The organism is Acetobacteroides hydrogenigenes (assembly GCF_004340205.1).
In the GTDB taxonomy this organism is placed as follows: Bacteria; Bacteroidota; Bacteroidia; order Bacteroidales; family ZOR0009; genus Acetobacteroides; species Acetobacteroides hydrogenigenes.
Map to the genome: position 1 here is coordinate 304,727 of NZ_SLWB01000001.1, position 20,270 is coordinate 324,996.

Here is a 20,270-nt window from a genome sequence, read left to right on the forward strand (position 1 = left end):
CCATTGCTAGAAAAAAGTCTAAAAGAACATAAGCCCCAGTATGCTTGTTATCCACACAGTCAAACGTTGTGTTTAACTAAACGGAAACATAATGAAAGTTTTACTAACGGGAGCAACCGGGTATATTGGTAAGCGATTACTACCTGTGCTAGTCGATAAAGGCTACTACGTTATTTGCTGTGTTAGGGATAGGAATAAGTTTCATCCAGAAGAATCTATTAAAGATAGAATCAACATAGTTGAAGTTGACTTAAATAACAAGAACACTCTGACCAACATCCCGAAGGATATTGATTTTGCATACTATCTGGTACATTCCATGTCAACTTCAAAAGATTTTGATGAATTGGAAAGAAGATCTGCAATTAATTTTAGAGAAAGGCTGAATGAGACCAATGCAAAACAAGTAATATACCTAAGTGGAATAGTAAACTCGCAAACACTATCGAAGCATTTGAATTCGAGAAAAAATGTAGAAATAGAATTAGGGAAAGGAAAATATGCACTTACAACAGTTCGAGCAGGAATTATAATTGGATCAGGAAGTGCATCATTCGAGATAATTCGTGATTTAGTAGAAAAACTACCAATCATGGTTACGCCTAAATGGCTAAACACCAAATGCCAGCCCATAGGAATTTCGGATGTCATAAAGATCTTAACAGAGATCTTAAATAATGAAAAAATGTTCAATCGCAACTTTGATATTGCTGGAGACGAAATTCTTTCGTATAAAGAGATGCTACTAGAATTTGCATCGGTACGCGGATTAAAAAGGCATATTTGGACTATCCCAGTAATGACACCTAAGCTATCGTCATATTGGCTATATTTTATCACTTCTACATCATACAAACTCGCAACCTCTTTGGTAGATAGCATGAAAGTTGAGGTAGTAGCAAAGAATAATGAACTTATAAGGCTACTCAACATTAAACCTCTATCCTATAGGGACTCCATAAAACAAGCCTTTAAAAAAATTGAACAAAACGAGATTGTTTCGAGTTGGAAAGATTCAACAGTAAGCGGCAGGCTCGATTTCAAAATTTCAGATTACATAAAAGTTCCCAAATATGGATGCTATAAGGATATTCGCCAAAGACGAGTTATTGATGTTTCATCTTGTATCGAAAACATCTGGAGAATCGGCGGAGAAACAGGTTGGTATTACGCGAACTGGCTATGGAAGGTAAGGGGATTTATTGATAAGGTTTTTGGAGGAGTAGGCTTACGACGAGGAAGAACAAACACATGCAATATTCAGGCAGGTGACACTCTAGATTTTTGGAGGGTGCTATACGCCAACAAAGCAGAGAAACGATTGCTCTTATTTGCCGAGATGAAGCTACCTGGAGAAGCTTGGTTGGAGTTTCAAATAGAGGGCGACAGGCTTATTCAAATAGCGACATTTCGCCCAAAAGGATTATTTGGAAGGATATACTGGCATGCAGTACTGCCCTTACATAGTATAATTTTCAAAGGATTAATAAAAAAACTAACCACACAAAATCCGCAGCCATAAAAACCTACAGCGTTCAGCTAATCCAAACATCGAATAGCATAGAGAGATTACGAGCCCTAATACTATCTGGCAACTAACTAAATTATCCTTACCTTAACGCCGACGTGCTATGCCAAACCACAAGTAGCGCTAGGCCTGCATGTGCACGAAGCATAGCCCGACAATAAAAACAACTGCGAAGAGCATGATCGCGGTTCACATAAAACAACTAAAGCAGACAGCAAGAGATGAGCACAAACGAGCTAAACCAAAGGTATGCCATCGAAGGGCATATCGAATTTAACGAAGAAAACGGATTTGTAGCTGCCAAGGTAGCCAATAGCCTAGCAAGGGCAACCATATCGCTATACGGCGCACAGGTACAAAGCTACCAACCAAAAGGACAAAAGGAGGTTCTTTGGATGAGCCCACAATGCGTATTCGAAAAAGGAACGCCCATCCGCGGAGGGATACCGATCTGCTTCCCTTGGTTCGGGCCAAATCCCGAAGATGGCAGCAAACCAGCGCATGGTTTTGCCCGCCTTAGCACTTGGGATGTTGTAAAAACAGCGGCATTACCATCGGGAGAAACAGAAGTAGTATTCGAGCTAAAGAATAGCAGCTATACCGAAGGGCTTTGGCCGTTTAGCTTTACAGCATCGCTAAGCGTTGTTGTTGGCAAAAAACTCGAGGTAACGCTCTGCTACACCAACACCGATAATGATCAATCGTTTACGGTTAGCGATGCGCTGCATAGCTACTTTAACGTTAGCGATATCGACAATATCAGCATCGATGGTTTAAGCGGATGTCGCTACTATAACGGATTCGAGAAGGAGCCCACCCACGTTCAAAACGAGGCAACGCTCACCATTACAAGTACAAGTGAGGAGAACAGAAGGTACATAGGCCACTCGGCAACTTGTACCATTACCGATGCAGCGTGGAACCGTAAGATTGGCGTGGAAAAGCGCGGAAGCGAAGTTACGGTGGTTTGGAACCCTGGCGAGGTTACCACAAAAACTATGGGAGATATTCCAAACGACGGCTACCACTCGTTTGTATGCGTAGAAGCGGTTAATGCCTACAGCGACTCGGTTGTTCTACAACCCGGACAAAGCCATAGCATTACGACCATAATAGGAATTCTTTAGTAGAAGAAGAAAAAGAGCTTTTTACCCCAACGGAAACCATCACAAACCGTTGGGGTAACCACTCCTATTACATACAAAACTTTTAAAAAGCCACGGCGGGTAACGATGCATGTCGGCGCGGCCACTTAAGGACGTATTATCGGAAATTCGAAGGAACTAGGATAACTTGTTGAACATCTTATCCGCAACCGCTTAATTAAGAATATTGAAGAACTAATACAACAGATAAAGAATAACGAGATGAATGTAAGAGTTCCGTAAAATGGGATATTGCTAACAAGCAGAAAAGCGATCCCGATTGATGATACAATTAGCAGATAATGCCCATCTTTATAGTCTCAAACATACGATAACAACTCACTTAGGAAATGATTTTACAAGGGAATCTTTTTTCACAAAAGCTAGAAATGGAGACCAGCATTACGATTGTTGCTCCAGATAAACATACGGGTAGTCCATATAAGGTTGTTTACCTATTGCATGGCCTATGCGGAAGAAGTGGCGATTGGGTAGACTACACCATGCTTCCAAACTATGCGAAAGATTACGATGCCGTATTTATTATGCCAGAGGTGGCCCGAAGCTTCTATACGGATATGAGGTACGGTTTAAGCTACCAAAGCTATGTTTCAGAGGAACTCCCTCTGATGGTTAGCAACCTATTCAACATATCGAAAAGAAGAGAAGATGCGGCAGTTATAGGTGCTTCGATGGGCGGATATGGAGCCTTAAAGTGTGTATTGTCGAAACCTGAGCAATACGGTTTTTGCGGAGCCTTTTCGTCGCCATGCCTAATGCTGAAGGAACATCTTGAATATTCGGAAGGAGCTAAACGATTCGAAGAGCTTTTTGGAGAGCGGTTATTCAAGGATTTTCAAGCAGCCTTTGGCGAAAAGATAGAATGGAATCCGAAAGAGGATGTAGTAGAACTAGCAAAAGAAGCAAAGAATAAACCCAATAAACCTCAGCTATACCTTGCTTGTGGCACCGAAGACTTCCTACACAACGATAACAAAAGATATCAAGGGTTGCTACAGGAATTAGGGTACGACTCGACCTTTGAGGATTGGCAAGGTAACCATAACTGGACATTCTTTGACGAAGCCTTAAAACGAGCGCTGAAGCATTGGCTTGAGGAAAATAGGTAAAAGCAGAACTCGTTAAGAAAAAACGGAATAAATTCAACTCCTACTACTCCTATCATCACATAAACTAAAGAAAAGAAGATGCTGGAAGCCATTACCACCACCAACATCCAACGTTTTGAAGAAGTAATGCCCATATACATAACCGCGTTCCCGGCCGACGAGCGACGTGAATCGGATCAGCTTAAGAAGATGCTTACCATAAATCGGATGAAGCTGATGGCCTACATGGATAATGGGAACGTAGTAGGAATGCTGTGCTACTGGACATTTAGAACGTTCACCTTTGGCGAGCATATTGCCATAGACCGTCAGAAGAAAGGGAAAGGATACGGTAGCACCATAATGAAGGAGCTGCTAGCTAGCATCGAAACGCCTCTACTGCTAGAGGTAGAGCATCCGAACAGCGAAGAGGCAGTTAGAAGAATACGGTTTTACGAGCGATTAGGGTTAACCCTGCTCAATTACGACTATATGCAGCCCTCGTACGATGGCGTAAAGCCACCAGTGAGCATGGCGCTGATGTCGAACAAACCATGGGATAGTGCAAGTCTAGAACTAGCGGTAAAAGAGGTTACTAAAACCGTGTACGTAGATCATTACTAAAACAAAAACTTTATTCCTATTAGTAGACTGCTAACAATACCTTGTACAAAAAGTATAATCTAAAATATCGATGAAAAGCGTTCAAATAGTATCGTATTTCCTACAGGGAAACTCTTTCCCCGTGGTTTTAAAGAGGGACGAAGAGACCTTTCTTGTAAAGCTGCGCGAAAGAATGAGCGGAGAATTTTCACTAATAAGCGAATGGTTTGGAAATACACTCGGAAACCGAATAGGGCTTAATACCCGAACTCCTTTTTGGATTACAATACCCGAAAGTGTAGAATTCAACGACATTTACATAGAGGTGCGCGAGCTGGTGGCAAAAAGCGTTGGCGTTAACATCGGCTACAAGTACATCAACCAGATACAGGAGGTAGGCATGAAAGAGCTGAATAGCATTGACGAGGATGCTCTAACGGACATCTTTCTGTTTGATATACTAATGATGAATATCGATAGGACAACAACCAACCTAAACCTGCTAAATATATCGGGAAAGCCAACGATTTCCGATTTCGATTCGAGCCTGCTATTTAACGAAATCGCATACGGTAGAGATTTGCTTGCCGATAACAGAATCCTTCAATGCTTTAGAGCAAACCCTCTTTACCGAAATGTTGAAAACGATAGAACTGACCAGTTTCTCGAAAAGGTAAATCATGCGTCAATTGATTCTATCATAGATGAAATTCCAAGTGAAATAATCGACGATGCGCGCCGAGAAGTACTAAAGAAGGGCATACAGGAAAGATCGAAGAACGGATGGAGGATAAAGGAAGCACTAGAAAAACTTGAATGCGTAATCCTCGAAACCGAAGAGTAAAGGAATAACCGAATTAGAAAAAACCGAGAAAAGCTCGAAAAACTTGTAAAGGGAAACCTATAAAGGCGAATAGAACTAGTTTTCTTTGAGTAAAGAAACGCATTATAAGACAACCAAAAATATTAACAGCTTCATTTCTTCCTTTTCTACAAAAAAGAACCTGACACCGTATTTTGTACTGTATAAGAAATATATTCTACATTTTCCTTCAACCAAAACACACCATCATAATCATCTGATAATAAATTGACTTTAGGCTGACTTTGTCGTAATCTTGACTTTAGTTTTTTGTCTATAACCATACCCAGTCCATTTAACCACCATCATAAGCTCGTTAATAGACGAATAGGGTTCATAAATAAAAAATATCAAGATTATGAAAAAGTCAGTACAGCATTCGTTCCTACTAAGTTTGATTTTCTTCCTTTTGCTATTTAGCAGCTGCAATCAAACAAAAGACACCTTTGATTCGAAACAGTTCACGGAAAAATTCCGACAGGCACTTAACTCTCATGATGCAGCAACATTAGCGAAGTTGTATTCAGAAAAGGCAACAATGATTGCATCGGGTGAATTAAAACCTACAGTTGGGAGAAAGGCTATTGAGGAATACTACGCGAATTTGTTCCGTATGGTTCCAGATCTGAAACTTGAATACATTACCGTAATTTCGGAGGGTAATCAGCTATGTTTTGAGTTTTACCAAGAGGGAACCGCTGTCAAGTCGCTTGCGGCCTCATCAGACCATACCCCTATTAATATATCCCCCAAAGGCCATAAGATTGGGATAAAAGGAGTATGCTTAATGAAAGTAAACACAGAAGGACTAGCAATAGAGGATAAAACTTACTACGATACAGCCGAGTTCCAAAAGCAGATAGAAGGTACAAACTAAGTTCGCAACTATTCGGAGCATTTACCGACAAACAAAGTATCCATGTAAACAAAAAGGTCGACACCTCAGCATCGACCTTTTCTATTATTTCAATTCACAAATCTAGAATCTCTCAATCGCATCCTCAATTTCGAGGGTAAGCACATCGCGAAGTTCAAGCCCCATGGTGCGAACCTGCTGAGGCACGATGCTAGCCTGGCTCATTCCAGGTATGGTGTTGATCTCGATGAAGTAAAGCTTATCGTTGCTGTAGATGTAGTCTACACGAACGATACCGCGACAGCCTAGTACATCGTAGATATGCGACGATAGCTCCTGTACCCTTTCGGTAACCTCTTCGGGAATACGAGCAGGGGTAATCTCCTCCGACATACCGGAGGTATACTTAGCCTCGAAATCGAAGAACTCGGTTTTAGGAACGATTTCGGTTACGGGAAACACAAGAGCCTTGCTAGGAGTCTTGATCAATCCGTTGCCCAGCTCTATGCCGTTGATGCTCTCCTCGATAAGGATGGCATCACCCTCGGTAAAGGCGGCATCGATGGCACCTTGTAGCTGCTCAACGCTCTTTACCTTGGTAACGCCGAAGCTGCTACCGCTTGCGTTTGGCTTAACGAACATAGGAAGACCTAGCTCCTCAACCAGCGCATCGGCATCAACCTGTTGCCCCTTGCGGAACATAAAACCTCGTGCCATATCAACGCCTTCGCCCTCGAGGTACTTCTTGGTTGCATACTTATCGAAGGTAAGCGCCGAGGTAAAGGTGCGACAGCCGGTATATGGTAAACGGATAAGATCGAAGTAAGCTTGAAGGATGCCATTCTCCCCAGGAGTTCCGTGGATCATCATCAGTACGCAGTCGAAGGTAGTCTTTGCGCCATCTTCAACAAAGGTAAAATCGTTCTTATCGATGGCGATATCGGCCTTGCCCTCCTGCTTTACGGTCCAATCCGTTCCTTTTATAAAGATGGTGTAGGCGTTGTAGCGATCGCGGTCGATAACCTCGGCGATTTGCTGCGCGCTCTTAAACGAGATTACGGCTTCCGAAGAGTCGCCACCTGCAACGATGGCAATATTTTTCTTGTTCATAACGGTAGTTATTCTTGTAGGTGCAAGCACCTAGTCGTTAATGCTTGTATAATCTCCGAGATAAATCTAGGAGTAATCTTCTATTAGTCACTAAACTCACCCCTCCCAAGGGAGGAATAATGACGTTAAATTAACCTTGTAGCTATTCCTCTCTCAAGAAACAGCGGTATTATGCCGCATAGATCGTTATCCCTATTGGGAAAGGCAGCAGTTGCGGCAGCTTATATTGTGCTTCTATTCCCCGGGATAAATCCCGGGGTTACTAAGAGTTCACCCCTTCGGGGCTTCTCAAACTACATTGCATCCATCCAACTCACGACACACTACTCCCTTATTCCCTACTCACTCGTTATTCCTCTTCGAGTTCCAACTCTCGGCTGGCGATGTACGAACGCCACCTGTCGAGCAGCTGGGCCATATCGCTTGGCAGCTCGCTCTCGAAGTACATCTCCTTTTTGGTGGTTGGATGCACAAAGCCCAACGAGCGGGCGTGAAGGGCATGGCGTGGACATATCTCGAAACAATTCTTTACAAACTGCTTGTACTTGCTGAAAGTTGTTCCCTTTAGGATTTGATCGCCACCGTAGCGGTCGTCGTTAAACAGCGGATGCTTGAGATGCTCCATGTGAACTCGAATTTGGTGGGTACGCCCGGTTTCGAGTCGGCACTCTATCAGGTTCACGTAGCCAAGGCGCTCCAGCACCTTGTAGTGGGTAACAGCATGCTTCCCCTGATCGCCTTCAGGGAAGACATCCATCTTAAGCCTATCCTTAACGCTACGGCCAACATGCCCGATGATGGTGCCCTCATCCTCCGGCAGATTACCCCAAACCAGCGCTGTATATACGCGCTTGGTGGTATGATCGAAGAACTGCTTGGCGATGTAGGCGTGGGCAAACTCGTTCTTGGCAATTACCAGAATGCCCGACGTGTTCTTATCGATACGGTGCACCAATCCGGCACGCATATCGCCGCTCTGGAATAGCGGCAGGTCCTTAAGGTGGTAGGTCAACGCGTTCACCAAGGTTCCGGTGTAGTTGCCATGACCGGGGTGCACCACCATGCCGGCCTCCTTATTTATGATGATAACGTCATCATCCTCGTAAAGGATATCGAGAGGAATATTCTCTGGAATGATCTCCAGCTCCCTGCGGGGATATGGAAGCACAATCGAGATGGTATCGAGCGGTTTTACCTTGTAGCTCGACTTAACCGACTTGCCATTTACAAGGATATTTCCGGCATCGGCAGCGCTCTGAATGCGGTTGCGCGACACCTTCTCCATGCGGTTGGTAAGCCACTTGTCGATGCGAAGCATGCCCTGTCCCTTATCGACGCCGAAGCTGAAATGCTCGTACAAGCCCGACTGCTCCTCTTCTTCCTCCTCGTCCTGTTCGTCAATAAAGTCAGGATCTTCGTACTCCTTCATCAAATATGTAGGGTTAAGATATTCTTATAGTTCTTCTTCAGGCTGCTCTTCGACAGATGCAGCTGTATCAACAGTAGATACCGTATCGGCACCATTAGGCGACACCATCATCCAAGACTGAGGCTTCTTCTTAGGATTCTTCGAAAGATAGACGTTAACCTTCTTCCCTAATCCAAGTTTTGCACCTACCGATGGATTTTGGTAGTAAACCTTAGCCTCGAGCGAATCTATCGAGTTGCGAACGGTCTCGTCATATCGGGCTTCACCTACATTTAGGTACGATTCAACGATTGACGAACGCGCACCACCAAAAGTCTGTCCTACCACATTGGGCACCTCGGTAACATCGCCCTGCGATAGCCCAACTACTAGTTCGATGGCAGACCCCACGGGGATCTTAACGCTTGAGCTTAGAATTCGACCATTGAAGCGCTGCTCGAGCACATTGTTGGTTGCAATATCGGCAACGTAATCTAAGCGCCCCACAGCAAACCCCTGCGATTCGATGATGGCTTTTGCCTGACGAAGCGAGTAGCCAACCACGTTGGGTACGTTGCTTAGCTTAGGGGTGCGGGTTATGATGGTAACAAATATTTTGCGGCCCTTCTTAACCTGAACTTCAGGCTTAGGATTTTGGTCTATAATCATGCCTGCCTGCCTACCTGGAATATAAATGGAATCGGCGATCTGAATCTCAAGATTGGCACCCTCGGCTTGAGCGATTGCCTCGTCAATCATCATCCCCCTAAACTCGGGAACAGGCTGCGAAATGCCATGTTGGGTAACAATGTTCAAAAAGAGCGATGTTACCAACCAAAGAAGAAGCAGCAAACCAAATGCTATAATTAGCTGACGGCTATAAACATTTGCCCAAGCACGCTTGGCCTTTACCTTTATCGTTTTTGTGAGTTTATCGAAATCCATTCCACTAATTTTAAGAGACCGACTAAAATTCAAGCAAAGATATAATTATCTGCTTGAAGTAATGCAAAAATGAAGGTTCACTCCAGGGATTTCGCGTTTTAGAGCCCTATAAGTTGATCGTAGTTTCTTTGCCACAAACTAGCATCCAATGCATCCTGCTGCTCCCATACGATGGAAACCGAAATGCAATAAAAGCACGAAGCTTTTCCCTTAGTAAAAACTCTACTGCCGGATGGCGATAGAGCTTTCCCTTTGGTGAAAGCTCTGCTGCCGGGTAACGATAGAGCTTTTCCCTTAGTAAAAGTTCAGCTGCCGAGTGGCGATTGAGCTTTTCTCTTAGTGAAAGCTCAGCTGCCGAGTGGCGATTGAGTTTTTCCCTTATTAAAAGTTCAGCTGCCGAGCGGCGATAGAGCTTTGCACTATGTAAATGCTCAGCTGCCGAGCGGCGATAGAGCTTTGCACTATGTAAATGCTCTGCTGCCGAGCGGCAATTAAGCAAACCCGTTATCTCCTAAAAAACCAGAAACAGCCTTATACGCATTTTAACATAGAATAAACCATACTGGAATAGTGTTAAAATACAACTATTCGCCTTATCCACTAAAAATAATTACGCTACCCCTATTCTTTCTTTTCTTTTTGAATACAACGAGGGTTAAGTTTAACTAAATTGGGCAACACTAAATCACTAACCTAAACCGTAAACCAAAAGTACCAACCTATGTATAAAGTAGACGTACACCCCATTTTGGATATCCCAAAAGGGAAAGAAGTTGAATTTCGCTTCGACGGAAAGACTATTAAGGGAGAGGCAGGCCTAACCATTGCCACCGCCCTACACCGCGCCGGATACCCAGTTCACAGCCACAGCTTAGAGAACCGCGAGCGTAGCCTCGAGTGCGGTATCGGCAAATGCGGCGCCTGCGAAATGCTTGTTGATGGCGTTGCCAAGCGTATCTGCATAACCCTTGTTGATGGAGTAAAGGAAGTTCAGGAAATTCCTCAGGACTACATCCCCTCCAGTAAAGAGCCAGAGGCCCAAAAGGAGGAGAAGATATTCCGAACAACTGTAGCCATTATTGGTGCTGGACCAGCGGGACTTGCCGCCCGCGAGCTGCTGCTTAAGAACAACATTCCTAATCTGGTTGTCGACAACAACAGCAAGATTGGCGGTCAGTTTAACATGCAGACGCACCAGTTCTTCTTCTTCGAGAAGGAGAAAAAGTTTGGAGGGATGCGCGGCTTCGACATCGCCAAAACCCTAGCGAGCGACTCCATGGACGGCATCCTGCTCGACAGCACCGTTTGGGACATCCTAGATGGAAAACGAATTGCCGTTAAGAACATCGTCACCAACGAAATTTACTACATAGATGCCGACTACTTAGTGGTGGCAACGGGCGCTGTTCCTTTTATGCCCGCCTTCGAGAACGACGACCTTCCGGGCGTGTACACCGCTGCCGTTGTACAAAAAATGATGAACCAGGAGTACACCATCCTTGGTAAAAACATCCTTACGGTTGGCGCTGGAAACATCGGCTACCTTACCTCTTACCAGCTGATGCAGGCCGGAGCCAATGTTAAGGCTATAATCGAGGCTGCACCCCACGAAGGAGGATTCCCCGTTCAGGCCAACCGCGTACGCCGCTTAGGCATTCCGATAATGCTTTCGCATATGCTGATTAAAGCCGTGCCCAACAAAAACCACGATGGCATTGTTGGCGCAATAGTTGCCCAGAGCGAAAACTTCCAGCCAATACCCGGCACCGAAAGGTACATCGACGGTATCGACGCCATAAACATCTGCACCGGGCTCTTCCCCGACAACCATCTTCTGATAAAAGGGAATGAGGTATTCGGCAAGTGCTGCTACGGAGCAGGCGATGCCATACGCATTGGCGAGGGAACCAGCGCCGTGCTTCGCGGTCAGCAGGTGGCCTACGAGATAATGCAGGAGCTTGGGCATCGCGTTTCCTACTCGCACTACCTTGCCGTATCCAAGGAGTACATCGAGTCGCAGCAGCACCCGGTTCATCTGCTAAAGGAGGCCCAAAAGCCATCAGGCGAACGCCTCGAAAAGCCTTTTGTGATTGCCGACTGCCTATACGGATTTGCCTGTAACCCTTGCAGCTTTGCCTGTCAGTATGGGGCCATCATAAAAAACTCTACCAACTCGACTCCAGTTATCGACTACACCAAGTGTATCGGCTGTATGCAGTGCGTTACGCTCTGCCCTGGCTTGGCCATCTTCGGGTACAACATCGGCAAGCAGCAGATTTTCCTTCCCGTTGAGTTCCACACGCAGGAAGGAACCGAGGTTTACCTGGTAGACAACAACGGCAAGAAGATGGGCGAAGGCGTTATCGAAAAGGTAATCACCAAGCCGAACAAGACCAACCTGGCAAGGGTAAAGTGCACCTCAACAACCACCGACGACCTTACCAACATCCGCGGGTTTATTGCCAAGGATCGCTATCCAGAGCCAGTAACGCTTAAGGATGCACCAAAAGATGTAGAATCGGAGCTTTACCTCTGCCACTGCGACGATGTTCCGCTCGATGAGGTGCTCGCTGTTATCGGCAACCGTAAGTTTATCTCGGCAGATGAGATTAAGCACACCACCCACCTAGGGATGGGGCCTTGCCGTGGCAAGCGCTGCATGAAACGCCTAAAGGTTGCCCTTGCCCCTATGGGTATCGAGATTGTGGGCGACTCTACTCCTCGCGGACCGCTATCGAACCAAATTACAATGGGCGAGCTAAAGCCAAATGGCAAGCAGGAAAAGTACATCACCGAGATTAACTCGAAACCCGCCCAAAAGGTAAAGGTTACCGCATTGATAGCCGGTGGTGGTATTGCAGGTAGCTCGCTGTTTATGCATATGGCGAAGGCAGGCCTAAAGCCTACCCTGCTAAACTTTGGAAGAGGATCTTCGTGGAGAAATATAGCCGGAGGTCGCCCAGCATTTAGCCTTCCCGAAATTGCCGAGATAGCCACCCGTAGCAACGAGCAGTTTAAGCAGCTACAGGAGATATCGAACATCGACTATCGTCCTATCAACTACGTAAACTTTGCGCACGACGATAAAACCTATCAGGCTCTTGAGGCATCAAAAGCTTGGTCGAACGCCTATATGGTCGATCCTAAAGATTTCGACAAGGAGATATCGCCATACATCAACCCAAAGCTCGACCTATACAAAGGTGCTCTTATCACCCGCGATTGCTGGCAGGCAACGCCCGGTAAGACCGTTGATTTAATCCGCGACCTTGGAGTTGAGCATGGAGGAACCGTAGAGGAGGATAGCGAACTAATCAGCATCCACAGGGAGGGCAAAGAGTACGTTGCTCTGGTTCGCAACCACAAGAAGGAGTTTATTGAGTACCACACCGAGCTCTTCATAAACGCCTTGGGTGGCGATGCCGACAGGTACGCAAAGCAGCTGGGGTATCAGCTGGGGATGTACCCAGTAAAGCATCAGGCGTTCATCACCCGTCGCTTACCTTGGCTGGGTGCAAATACCACTCCACTAGGAATGCTTATCGACAGGCGCAAGTATAAGGGATTTGTTGCCGTGTACGGTCAGCAGCTGGCCGATACCGGACAAATTATCGGCTGCGCTTCGCCAATGACCGATCCTCAGGAGGCCGGAAAGAACCTTGCCATTAACTCGCAGGAATTCTTGAAGATTGTTTCGGAGGTCTTTACCGAGTGGATACCCAACCTATCCAACATCGGCTTCCAGGCATTCTGGGCCGGATACTACACCGAGCCTCGTATGTATGTCGATCCCGAGGCTGGGCTTTTGGTTGGCCTACGCGGACAAGGATTTATGCTTGGCCTAGAGATGGCGAAACTTTACGTTGACAAGATTACAGGAAAGCCAACACCTGCCTACTTCGATAGGCTATCGATACAGGGAGACGGGCTACTGGAACAGGCGTTTAAGTAAGAGCAATGATCGATATTTGAAATCGATGTCATACATAAGTTAGCACAGAGCGTATTCCCCTCCTTTTCAAGGAGGGGTCGGCGCAGCCGGGGGTGGTTGTAGATGAAAAAAGTTAAGAACCACCCCGCCCGTCGGGCACCCCTCCTTGGTAAGGAGGGAAATCACCCTGATAGAACTTAGGACTTTCCCATTTAATGTCCTATTTATAAATGATAAGAAAAGGGAGCCCCTCGGCTCCCTTTTTTATGCTATAGGTTTATCAAAACCTCCTTCAGCGTTCTTTTTGGCACATGGTGATGCTGTTCGCTATCACGCCAGTACTTGATGTCGCCGTCTTCGGAGATATCGTCAACAACCACCTCCTCCTTGGGTTTTCCGAGGGCAAGGACAAGGGCTACTTTCAGATGCTCGGGAATATTGAGGATATCGGCAAGCTCCGCTTTCTTCACCGACGCAATTACACATCCACCCAGCCCCTTTTCTACGGCACCAAGAAGCATGCTCTGGCAAACGATTCCCTGATCGTGCGGCATCCCCTGCCCCAGCGATGTATCTTCCAAAATTACGATGTAGGCGCTTGGACGTTCCCCTTCGACAGGACCACCCCAATCCTTAAGGTAACCCGCCCATGCAAGGGTTGGATATATCTTGGCGTTTAAATCCCTATCGTTCGAAATAAAGTACTTTAGCGGTTGCAGGTTGCGCCCACTAGGCGACATACGACCCAAGTCTACCAGCTCTACCAGCAAATCTCTACCTACCGGCTCGTCTTCGTAAAAACGGCGGTAGCTCCTGTTCTTATAAACTAGCTCCTTTATCATAGTAGATACCTTTTTAATTAAAAAAGTCCCTGCATAAGCCTATGCAGGGACTACGAATATACGCTTTACATTTTAATATCTCTCCGAAACCACATCCCAATCGATGATGTTCCAGAAGCTGGATACGTAGTCGGGACGGCGGTTTTGGTAGTCGAGGTAGTAGGCGTGCTCCCAAACATCGCAGGTTAGGATTGCCTTTTTACCCTTGCGGATTGGCGTTCCGGCATTGGGCTCGGGTACGATATCGAGCGAACCATCGTCATTCTTCACCAGCCAAGTCCATCCCGAGCCAAACAGCCCTACGGATGCCTTGGTAAACTCCTCCTTAAACTTATCGAACGAGCCGAACTGGCGGTCTATCGCCTTGGCCAGCTCACCCTTTGGATGCGCCGATGGCTTAGGCGAAAACTGGTTGAAGTAGAAGGTATGGTTCCACACCTGCGCGGCGTTGTTGAAGATTGGACCTTCGGCTTCGCGAATGATGGTTTCGAGATCGGCATCCTCAAACTTTGTTCCCTGTATAAGGTTGTTCAGGTTGTTTACGTAAGCCTGATGGTGCTTTCCATAGTGGAATTCAATTGTACGATCGCTAATGCTAGGGTTTAGCGCGCTAACCTCGTAAGGTAGTTTTGGTAGTTCAAATTTCATCTTTTAAGTATTAAAGTTTTTACGTTGTTACCAAAGGTAAGGCCAAATTCGATCAGATGCAAAATAGCAGCTCAGAAAAATCCACTCCACCAGCCGCCATATCTTCGACTTTATCTTCGATTATTTGACCACAGAACAGCAGCCAGACGGAAATGTTCACTCGAAAGAATCGTAAAAGCCACCTTTGCCGGATATTTTTTTGCAACACGAACTAGAGCAGCACATTTCGCGACGCATTTTTCGGGATGAACACCTGCCCACAACCCGATGATTAACCCTTTAAGGGGAAGAGGCACCTTTAACCTCAGCTTGAGGGTGGATACTTTTAGGCAATTCCCATAAAACCTCAGCTTGAGGGTGAACGCTTTCCGGCAATCATCCTAAATCCTCAACTTGAGGGTGGACGTTTTTAGGCAATACACCCAAATCCTCAACTTGAGGGTCGATGATTTTAGACAAGCCTATTAAATCCTCAGCTTGAGGGTAGCGCTTTTTAATCAATCACCCTCGAACCTCAGCTTGAGGGTGGACGTTTTTAGGCTATACACCCAAATCCTCAACTTGAGGGCGAACGCTTTCAGGCAATCATCCTAAAACCTCAACTTGAGGGTGAGCGTTTTTAAGCAATCACTCTCGAACCTCAGCTTGAGGGTGGTGCTTTTTAGTCGATGTACCTCCCCCCTTTAACCAGCATGAGAGAAATAGGCCACCGCCCAGTACAAGATGTAGATGAACCCATCAACATTTATATTGTTATACTGTTGCCTAAAACGTGCAAAAGAATTAACATTACACACAAAATTCAAACCACTACGAGTATGCCAACAGCATTCTTAACGCGCAGAGAGCTATTCAACGCCGCGCATCGGCTCTACCAGCCGGGGCTTAGCGACGATGCGAATTTTGAGCTTTACGGAAAGTGCAGCAACCCCAACTGGCACGGGCACAACTACACGCTCTGGGTAACCGTAAAGGGCGAAGTCGATCCGCAGGTAGGCTACGTGGCAAACCTAAAGGAGATCAGCAAAATCATCAAGGAGAAGATAACGGAAAAGCTCGACCATAAGAACCTGAACCTAGAGGTCGACTTTATGAAGGGAATCATCCCTTCGACCGAGAACCTTGCTGTTGCCATTTGGAAGCAGCTCGAGCCGCACATAAAGGGGCTGGGCATCGAACTACACTGCGTCAAAATTGAGGAAACTGAGAATAATTCAGCCGAATACTACGGCTTCTAACCAATACTAAAATGAACGATTTCGATAACGGCACCATCCGGGGATATGAAAAGGAGGAGAAGTACAACTCCGAGGTTACCTTAAAGCTCATGGAACACTATAAGGCTATTCTTTCGCTTTTGGGCGAAGATGTAGAGCGCGAAGGGCTGCTTAAGACGCCGGAAAGGGTTGCCAAAGCCATGCAATTCCTTACTCACGGCTACCACCTCGACCCCAAGGAGATACTAAACTCAGCAAAGTTTAAGGAGGACTACCAGCAGATGGTACTGGTAAAGGACATCGAGCTCTACTCGATGTGCGAGCACCACATGATACCCTTCTACGGGAAGGCCCATGTGGCCTACATCCCTAACGGCTACATCACCGGGCTAAGCAAGATCGCCCGAATAGTTGAGGCCTATGCCCGCCGCCTTCAGGTACAGGAGCGCCTTACGGTTCAGATCCGCGATTGCATTCAGGAAACGCTAAAGCCGCTAGGCGTGGCGGTTGTCATCGAGGCCTCGCACATGTGCATGCAGATGCGCGGTGTTCAGAAGCAGAACTCGGTAACCACCACCTCGGCGTTCACCGGAGCATTCCTCTCCAACAACAAGACACGCGAGGAGTTTATCCACCTTATTGGACTAAAGCTACACTAGAAACAAGCATAGCGAATAACAAAAGGCTGCCCCATCAAGAGGCAGCCTTTTAAGTATGAATAGCTCGGCTATTTAATCCGTTTAAGCAATCCCTTGTACACATCGGGAGTTCGTATGCCCGGCTTAATCTCGCCGCTGACTACGAAAATTGTTTTTCCATCAACAACGACCTCTTCGCCAGTTATCCCACCATAAGGAGCGTCCTGAAGCTCAGTCCAGGTATTGGTAAGCAGACTAAAGGCCATAACCTTGCTGTTGAAGCGGTAAAAGGATCGATCGGCACGCATGTAGGCATCCGAAACAGCCTTTAGCGAATCTACCAGCTGCTTATCGGGGGAGACCTTTGCCGTTGCCCTACGCTGCACCTCTGTCCGAAACACGTCCACGTTAACCCCTCCTATAAAGAGGATGTCGTTGGTACCCGAGCTAAATGCATCGCCACCGTAGAAGCAGATAGGCTTACCGTTGAATAGGGTTTTACCTCCCTCCGCCCAACTTCTGCTCTTTATGCTGTAGGCCATATAGCTATCGAGGATATAGGGAGATGCCCCATTGGCCGTAGCGCCAAAGAACATGTACACCTGCACCTCATCGCCGTTGCTTTGCGCCACTACGGCAGGAAGCGTACGGGCAACTCCAGGGTAATCGGGCAGCCTCGTCCATCCCTTTTTAGGATTTCGGAAGTCGTAAACCAAAAATACCTTTTGGTAGGGAGATACAGCCTCCGCTCCCACTACGTAGATCTTCCTATCGGAGTAGGTTGCCCCAAACAAAGCCTTGCCTACGGGTAAATCGGGAAGATAGCTGATTGCAATGCTACCTTTGGCGCTATCCCAGCTTAGGTGCAGCACCTTGCGGCTGTAGATGCTATCGTTTCGCCCGCCAAGGAACACCACCCCCGAAGGAATCTGCACCGATGCGCCATAGGCCAACGCAGCAGGTAGCTTTAGGGATAGCTTTTGCGCCGTACGGCTCTTTCCTTTTAGGTCGAAAACGTACACATCGTCGTAGTACGCCTTAGTGCCACCATCGGCAGCAGCCTTTCCGGGAAAGTTACACCCACCGGCAACAACCAGTCTACCGTTTACCACGCCCGCAAAAGGCGAGGCAACGCCCAGCCCGTAACCCGCATTCACCTCAGAAGCATCACCCACATCGCCCAGCTTACTCCACTGGTAAATTGATGATGCTTTCTGCTGCGCCAAGCAACCTGCCACAAGCAGGGCGAAAAGAATAGAAAAGGCAGCCTTTCGCATAGGTTACGCTATTTAGAATGCTTTTGTGCTAGAGCATCGAAGGTAACGCTGCACTGGTAAAGCGCACGAGGCAAATGGAAGCAGCCCTTCCACTTGCTACCCTTAAGGGTTGTAAGCGGCTGGCCTTGGCGGTTTAGGTAGCCGTACCATTCGCCGTAAACCTCGTCGTTAAAGTGCGACCAAGAGTACTCGTGTACCTTTTTGTACCACTCCCAGCAGCGCTCGTCGCCGGTATACAGGTAACCCTTCGAAAGCGAAATCAGCGTTTCGAGGTGAACCCACCAAAGCTTCTGATCCCACTCGAGCTGCAAAGGAGGATTTCCCTTCTCATCGAGGAAGTAAAGGATGCCTTCGTGCTCCTTATCCCAACCGTACTCGAGGATAGAAAGGGTGGTCTCAACAGCCTGCTTCATCAGTTCGTCATTGCCGTAAGCTTTTGCGATATCCATGATAAACCACATGCTCTCGATGCCATGCCCAGGGTTGATTAAGCGACCTTCGTAGCTATCATGATGCTCGCCGTTAGGCAGAACATTTTCGAAGATGATGCCGCGCTCCTTATCAAGGAAGGTATTCATTACCATATCCACGCAGTGGGCAACAGTTTCGTCCACCTGCTCCTTAGGAAGAACATCCTTAAGCAGCAGCACCAGGTTACTCAGGATCATTGGAAGCGAAAAGTTGATAAGGTTTCTCGAACCTGGAACAGCCTTGCTCCAAATACCCTTAGGGTTATCCTGACGCTTCAAGATGTTGTTGAAGGTGGTGATGGCAATATCCATAGCCTCTGCATCGCCGGTCATCTTTGCGTACTCGCTGAATCCCATGGTGGCAAAGCAGTCCGAAAAGATGTTGTAGGGCTGCACAAGCGGATTTCCCTGACGATCTACAGAGAAGTACCAACTGCCATCGGCTGCTCTACCATGCTTCTTAAGGAAATGGTAGCCCAGATCGGCAGCATCGCGCCACTCCTGCTTAGCCTCCTGCTTATTGTAAAGGAAGGAGAGCATCCAGAGCTCGCGGTTCTGCAACCACATAAACTTATCGGTATCAAAAACACGACCATCGCGGGCAAGGCAGGTAAAGTAGCCGCCAAACTCGTGGTCTAGCGAGTTCTTCATCCAAAAAGGCATAACCCTGTCAAGAAGGTTACTCCTATACAGCGATGCTATTTCTGCAAAGTTCTTTTCCATGGCCTACTTATTAGCATATTCGAAGAAACCGGCTGCAGTTAAATCCTTCAGGATACCCGCCTTTTGCTCGTCGGTAAGGTTCTTGAAAGGATGACGAGCAATGCCAACATTTACGCCAAGGTGGCTCATCACGAATTTGGCAGCAGGCATGTAGCCGTTCTTTGCCAAGATGCCGATAATCTCGATGCTCTTACGCTGAAGGTTAAGCGCACCCTCAATATCTCCAGCCTCAAGGCACTTGCCCATTTGGATGTAAAGCGGAAGCATGAAGTTGTAGGTACTGCCAATAAACCAATCAGCACCCAGCTGCATGCTAGCCAGCGCAATCTCATCAACACCAGCCATTACAGGAAATGGAGATGCTGTTGCCGTGATGTAGTCTTGCATATCGGTATGAGTATACTTTACTCCCTTCAGGTTAGGAATTCTTGGTGCAGCAGCCTTCAGGAAGTCGGTCATCGAGAAGTTGATGTTGGTAAGCACCGGAATATGGTAGTAGTAGAAGCCCTTATCAGGCGCTGCTGCTGCTATCGTTTGGCAGATATCAACAAGCAGTTCCAAACTACCAGGACGCTGATAGAATGGACCAGTTGCCGAAACAGCCTTCACATTCTTAAGACCATTTGCATGTGCGGCCAGATTGCATGCCTCCTTGGTAGAGAGGTGTCCAACAAAAATAAAAAGTTGAAAGTCGGGGTCAACAGCTGCATCCCAGGCTTTGGCGGTTTTCATACGCTCCTCAGTCGTCATCTGGTAGCCTTCCGAAGTAGAGCCATTAACAAAAACCCCTTTAATACCATTCCTCTTAAGGAAAGCGTAAAGGTTCGCAATTTCAGAAAGATTTACCTCACCATTCTCCAAAAATGGCGTATGAGGTGCCGCAATAAAGTTATGCTGTTTCATCAAAATATAAATTTGTGTTTAAAGGCATTGTTGCACGTTTAATCCATTCGTTTTT

18 protein-coding genes are annotated in these 20,270 nt (G+C 46.7%); 9 read left to right on the forward strand and 9 right to left on the reverse strand.

Going from position 1 to position 20,270, the window contains the following annotated elements; genetic code table 11:
• The first annotated feature begins 91 nt into the window (after window positions 1-91).
• The 6 genes from CLV25_RS01090 (at window position 92) to CLV25_RS01115 (ending at window position 6,124) form a co-directional block, all read left to right on the forward strand.
• Entirely contained in the window at window positions 92-1,522 is a 1,431-nt protein-coding gene (locus tag CLV25_RS01090; RefSeq protein ID WP_131837789.1) for an SDR family oxidoreductase, read from the forward strand.
• 227 nt (window positions 1,523-1,749) lie between these two features.
• Window positions 1,750-2,655 carry a D-hexose-6-phosphate mutarotase gene (locus CLV25_RS01095; protein ID WP_131837790.1) on the forward strand — a complete coding sequence of 302 codons (906 nt, stop codon included), beginning with the start codon at window positions 1,750-1,752 and terminating at the stop codon, window positions 2,653-2,655.
• A 368-nt stretch (window positions 2,656-3,023) separates the two neighbouring features.
• Window positions 3,024-3,803, forward strand: coding sequence for an alpha/beta hydrolase (locus CLV25_RS01100; protein WP_131837791.1), 780 nt, complete (start codon window positions 3,024-3,026; stop codon window positions 3,801-3,803).
• A 78-nt stretch (window positions 3,804-3,881) separates the two neighbouring features.
• The gene (locus CLV25_RS01105) at window positions 3,882-4,406 is read left to right on the forward strand and encodes a GNAT family N-acetyltransferase (protein ID WP_131837792.1); all 525 of its coding nucleotides are present in this window, start codon (window positions 3,882-3,884) and stop codon (window positions 4,404-4,406) included.
• Window positions 4,407-4,476: 70 nt separating this feature from the next.
• The gene (locus CLV25_RS01110) at window positions 4,477-5,229 is read left to right on the forward strand and encodes a HipA family kinase (protein WP_131837793.1); all 753 of its coding nucleotides are present in this window, start codon (window positions 4,477-4,479) and stop codon (window positions 5,227-5,229) included.
• Window positions 5,230-5,605: 376 nt separating this feature from the next.
• Window positions 5,606-6,124, forward strand: coding sequence for a nuclear transport factor 2 family protein (locus tag CLV25_RS01115; protein ID WP_131837794.1), 519 nt, complete (start codon window positions 5,606-5,608; stop codon window positions 6,122-6,124).
• 102 nt (window positions 6,125-6,226) lie between these two features.
• On the opposite strand, the gene CLV25_RS01120 is transcribed toward CLV25_RS01115, so the two are convergent.
• The 4 genes from CLV25_RS01120 to CLV25_RS01135 all read right to left on the reverse strand — a co-directional run bounded on the left by CLV25_RS01120 (window position 6,227) and on the right by CLV25_RS01135 (window position 10,065).
• Window positions 6,227-7,213, reverse strand: coding sequence for a D-alanine--D-alanine ligase (locus CLV25_RS01120; protein ID WP_131837795.1), 987 nt, complete (start codon window positions 7,211-7,213; stop codon window positions 6,227-6,229).
• Window positions 7,214-7,562: 349 nt separating this feature from the next.
• Complete coding sequence (locus CLV25_RS01125) at window positions 7,563-8,642, reverse strand: RluA family pseudouridine synthase (protein ID WP_131837796.1); 1,080 nt, start codon at window positions 8,640-8,642, stop codon at window positions 7,563-7,565.
• A 24-nt stretch (window positions 8,643-8,666) separates the two neighbouring features.
• A complete protein-coding gene (locus CLV25_RS01130) occupies window positions 8,667-9,566 on the reverse strand; it encodes a PASTA domain-containing protein (protein ID WP_131837797.1) in 900 nt (299 codons plus the stop codon).
• 106 nt (window positions 9,567-9,672) lie between these two features.
• Window positions 9,673-10,065, reverse strand: a complete 393-nt coding sequence (locus tag CLV25_RS01135; protein WP_131837798.1) for a hypothetical protein — start codon at window positions 10,063-10,065, stop codon at window positions 9,673-9,675.
• 222 nt (window positions 10,066-10,287) lie between these two features.
• On the opposite strand from CLV25_RS01135, the gene CLV25_RS01140 reads away from it, so the two are divergent.
• Window positions 10,288-13,518, forward strand: a complete 3,231-nt coding sequence (locus CLV25_RS01140; RefSeq protein ID WP_131837799.1) for an FAD-dependent oxidoreductase — start codon at window positions 10,288-10,290, stop codon at window positions 13,516-13,518.
• A 248-nt stretch (window positions 13,519-13,766) separates the two neighbouring features.
• On the opposite strand, the gene CLV25_RS01145 is transcribed toward CLV25_RS01140, so the two are convergent.
• On the reverse strand, window positions 13,767-14,339 hold the full coding sequence (locus tag CLV25_RS01145) for a nitroreductase family protein (RefSeq protein ID WP_131837800.1): 573 nt from the start codon (window positions 14,337-14,339) through the stop codon (window positions 13,767-13,769).
• A gap of 72 nt (window positions 14,340-14,411) precedes the next feature.
• Window positions 14,412-14,987 carry a superoxide dismutase gene (locus CLV25_RS01150; RefSeq protein WP_131837801.1) on the reverse strand — a complete coding sequence of 192 codons (576 nt, stop codon included), beginning with the start codon at window positions 14,985-14,987 and terminating at the stop codon, window positions 14,412-14,414.
• Between the two features lie 818 nt (window positions 14,988-15,805).
• Between CLV25_RS01150 and CLV25_RS01155 the strand changes: the two genes are divergently transcribed.
• Window positions 15,806-16,225 carry a 6-carboxytetrahydropterin synthase gene (locus CLV25_RS01155; protein ID WP_131837802.1) on the forward strand — a complete coding sequence of 140 codons (420 nt, stop codon included), beginning with the start codon at window positions 15,806-15,808 and terminating at the stop codon, window positions 16,223-16,225.
• A gap of 11 nt (window positions 16,226-16,236) precedes the next feature.
• Window positions 16,237-16,863, forward strand: coding sequence for a GTP cyclohydrolase I FolE (gene folE, locus CLV25_RS01160; protein ID WP_131837803.1), 627 nt, complete (start codon window positions 16,237-16,239; stop codon window positions 16,861-16,863).
• A 68-nt stretch (window positions 16,864-16,931) separates the two neighbouring features.
• Here folE and CLV25_RS01165 read toward each other — a convergent pair whose 3' ends face one another.
• The 3 genes from CLV25_RS01165 to CLV25_RS01175 are packed head-to-tail and all read right to left on the reverse strand — an operon-like array spanning window position 16,932 to window position 20,215.
• A complete protein-coding gene (locus CLV25_RS01165) occupies window positions 16,932-18,119 on the reverse strand; it encodes a cyclically-permuted mutarotase family protein (protein WP_131837804.1) in 1,188 nt (395 codons plus the stop codon).
• A gap of 8 nt (window positions 18,120-18,127) precedes the next feature.
• Window positions 18,128-19,312 (reverse strand): AGE family epimerase/isomerase, encoded by a 1,185-nt coding sequence (locus tag CLV25_RS01170; RefSeq protein ID WP_131837805.1) that lies wholly within the window; start codon window positions 19,310-19,312, stop codon window positions 18,128-18,130.
• A 3-nt stretch (window positions 19,313-19,315) separates the two neighbouring features.
• Window positions 19,316-20,215, reverse strand: coding sequence for a dihydrodipicolinate synthase family protein (locus CLV25_RS01175; RefSeq protein ID WP_131837806.1), 900 nt, complete (start codon window positions 20,213-20,215; stop codon window positions 19,316-19,318).
• Window positions 20,216-20,270 lie beyond the last annotated feature (55 nt).